This is a genomic window from Stenotrophomonas sp., assembly GCF_036662295.1.
GTDB lineage: Bacteria > Pseudomonadota > Gammaproteobacteria > Xanthomonadales > Xanthomonadaceae > Stenotrophomonas.
Genome location: NZ_JAVWXA010000037.1, coordinates 32,265 through 35,196, shown reverse-complemented (window position 1 = coordinate 35,196; position 2,932 = coordinate 32,265). Strand labels below are relative to the sequence as shown.

Here is a 2,932-nt window from a genome sequence, read left to right as displayed (position 1 = left end):
CGCGTAAGCCATAGTTTATGGCTGCGAGGTGTCTACGGAACCCTGGGCGATTCAGACCAAACCGTTCTTCATAGGCGTCAGGATGAAGCAAAAAACGACCTTGCCCGAAGGTTATGGCAAAGAGACGTTGATCGACTGGAATAATAAAAGCTGCCGAAGATGACTGAACGGTCCCAAGAAGCTTTTTGTCAATGTAGCTTTCAAATAGTTCAGCCCATTTGGGTGGCTTGGGTTTTGTGTCCTTGACGAACAGTTGCCCATACTTTGAGAGCCCCTCTTCGATGGGGTGCTCTCTAGCACCATCAACGACAGCATCTCTTGCAGTTTTGACAGACTCACGAAGCAAATAGATCGTAAATGTAGCCAACGTCTCTCCCCCTGGATGACGCCACAGACTCTGTATCCCAAGGCTCCGCCTTGGCAGTTCAGCCGAGTGTGCCATCAATTTGGCCGCGTGAGGCGTAGGAAAAGTATGAGTTCCTCGACTTCGACAGCCTTACCGCTAGCAGGAGGGGCAGCGTTTTCACGCCAGTCCGAGGTGTGATTTGGGGTATCAAAGCAGGCGAATCCGTCGGACCAAAAATTCTTTAGGTTCAATAGCTTGGGTCGGGGTGTTTACAGCCTCCCCGACCTCCACCAATGAGGGGTTCGAAAGAATCCCAGGAAGCCCGGGAATCCTTACACAATAAGGGTTCCCGGGCTTTTCTATTTCCAGCACCCTACGGCGCCGAGCCCGGGCACAACCGCCAACCCCCGCGACGATCCCACCCGATCCATGTGATCATCACGCCATTCCCCTGCCGCACGCCCCATGCCTGAGCTGACCGACCCCGACCTGCTGCGGAGCATCGCAGAAATCAGCCGCATCCAGGCGGTACCGCGCATCCTGGAGACCGTCGCCCATATCACCGGGTCGCGCTTCACCGCGATTGCTCGGGTGACCGAGACCACCTGGACCGCATGCGCCACGCATGACACGCTGGGGTTTGGGCTCGTCCCAGGCGGCCAGCTCGTGCTGGAGACGACCATCTGCGACGAGATCCGGCAGTCCGCCACCGCGGTCGTCTTCGCGCACGCCAGCCAGCACCCGATCTATTCGACGCACCACACGCCGCGCATCTACGGCCTGGAGAGCTACGCGTCCATTCCGATCTTCCGGCCCGATGGCCGCTTCTTCGGCACGCTCTGCGCCATCGACTCGGCACCCGCCAGCTTCGACGAAGTCCACATCCTGCGCTCGATGGAGTTGCTGGCCGAGCTGGTGGGCACCTATCTGGATACGGAAGATCGCCTGGCACAGGCGCAGACCGACCTGTCCCAGGCCCATCGCGTGGCCGACCTGCGCGACCAGTTCATCGCGGTATTGGGCCACGATCTGCGCAGCCCGTTGCAGTCCATCGCCGTGGCGGCCGAAGCGCTTGAAATGGACGCCACCTCCGAGCGCCAGCAGCGCTTGCTGGGCCACATCGCCTCGGGCGTGGTGCGAATGGAAGGGCTGATCGAAGACGTGCTCGACTTCGCGCGCGGGCGGCTGGGCGGCGGCATCCCGATCCTGTTGACCCGCACCGACACGCTGGGCACTGCGCTGCAGGCGGTGGTGGCCGAAGTGATCGCCTCGCGCGGTCGTGCCGACATCGACGTGGTGATGCAGATCGAGGGCGAGGTGGTTTGCGACCCCAACCGGCTGGCACAACTGCTGGCCAACCTGCTGACCAATGCGGCGCAGCATGGCGACCCGTCCACCGCGATCGCACTGCGCGCGTGCGCGACAGCCGACGGGTTGACGATGACGGTCAGCAATGGTGGCCACATTCCCGAGAACCGGTTGGCGGATATCTTCAGCCCCTTCTCGCGCGAGAAGGGCGAGCTGCCCCGGCCTGGCCTTGGACTGGGCATCTACATCGCCTCGGAAATCGCGCGCTCGCACGACGGCACCCTGTCGGTGGACTCCACGCCGCAGACCGGCACCTGCTTCACCTTCCAGATGCCGGTGCTCGCCGCGCCGTAAGCCGGTGCATCGACTGCCATGTGCAGGGTGGCGTTGCCGCCGGCCGCGTCAGGCGCACCGGGCCACCCCACCCTGCCCACCGCTAGAATGCACGCATGGCACACGACATCATCGGCGACATCCACGGCCAGGCGGGCAAGCTCAAGGCCCTGTTGAAACACCTGGGCTACCGCGAGCGCATGGGCGCCTGGCGCCATCCCGAGCGCAGCGCGCGCTTTGTCGGCGACCTGATCGATCGCGGCCCGGGCCAGCTGGAAACGCTGGATATCGTGCGCCGGATGATCGATGCGGGGAGCGCCGAGGCCATCCTGGGCAACCATGAGTTCAACGCGATCGCCTATGCCACGCCCGACCCCGAACAGCCGGAGCGCTTCCTGCGCCCTCGCGGGCCGCACAACCATGACCAGCATCGCGCATTCCTCACCGAGGTGACGCAGGACAGCGCGCTGCACCGGGAGTGGGTGCAATGGTTCATGACGCTGCCGCTGTGGATGGAGACCGACCAATGGCGGCTGGTGCATGCCTGCTGGCACCCGGCGTCGATGGCGGTGCTGGCCGACCAGCTTGGCCCGCGCAACACGCTGACGCCCGAGCTGGTGGTGGCGGCCAGCCGACCCGGCAGCGCGGCGTTCGTGGCGGTGGAAGCGCTGTGCAAGGGCCTGGAGATCGCGTTGCCGGCGCCGGTGACCTTCACCGACAAGCAGGGCGTGGTCCGCCACCGCACGCGGGTGCGCTGGTGGGATGACACGGCGGCCACGTATCGCGCCGCAGCGCTGATGGGCCGCGAGGCGGCGCAGTTGCCGGATACGCCGATTCCCGACAGCGCCATCGCCCGCTACGACCAGGCCAAGCCGGTCTTCTTCGGGCACTACTGGTTCAACGGAACGCCCGGCGTCATCTCCGCCAAGGCCTGCTGCGTGGACT

The 2,932-nt window shown here is 64.2% G+C and carries 3 protein-coding genes; 2 read left to right on the top strand and 1 reads right to left on the bottom strand.

Annotation, left to right across the window (positions count from 1 at the left end; genetic code table 11):
* Positions 1-367: DUF6119 family protein (locus RSA25_RS09565; RefSeq protein WP_332808656.1), on the bottom strand; the 367-nt coding region annotated here is incomplete at its 3' end.
* Positions 368-811: 444 nt separating this feature from the next.
* Between RSA25_RS09565 and RSA25_RS09560 the strand changes: the two genes are divergently transcribed.
* Together RSA25_RS09560 and RSA25_RS09555 are read left to right on the top strand one after the other, a co-directional pair.
* A complete protein-coding gene (locus RSA25_RS09560; RefSeq protein ID WP_332808655.1) occupies positions 812-2,008 on the top strand; it encodes a GAF domain-containing sensor histidine kinase in 1,197 nt (398 codons plus the stop codon).
* A 95-nt stretch (positions 2,009-2,103) separates the two neighbouring features.
* Positions 2,104-2,932 (top strand): metallophosphoesterase (locus tag RSA25_RS09555; protein WP_332808654.1); only part of this gene is annotated, 829 nt, incomplete at its 3' end.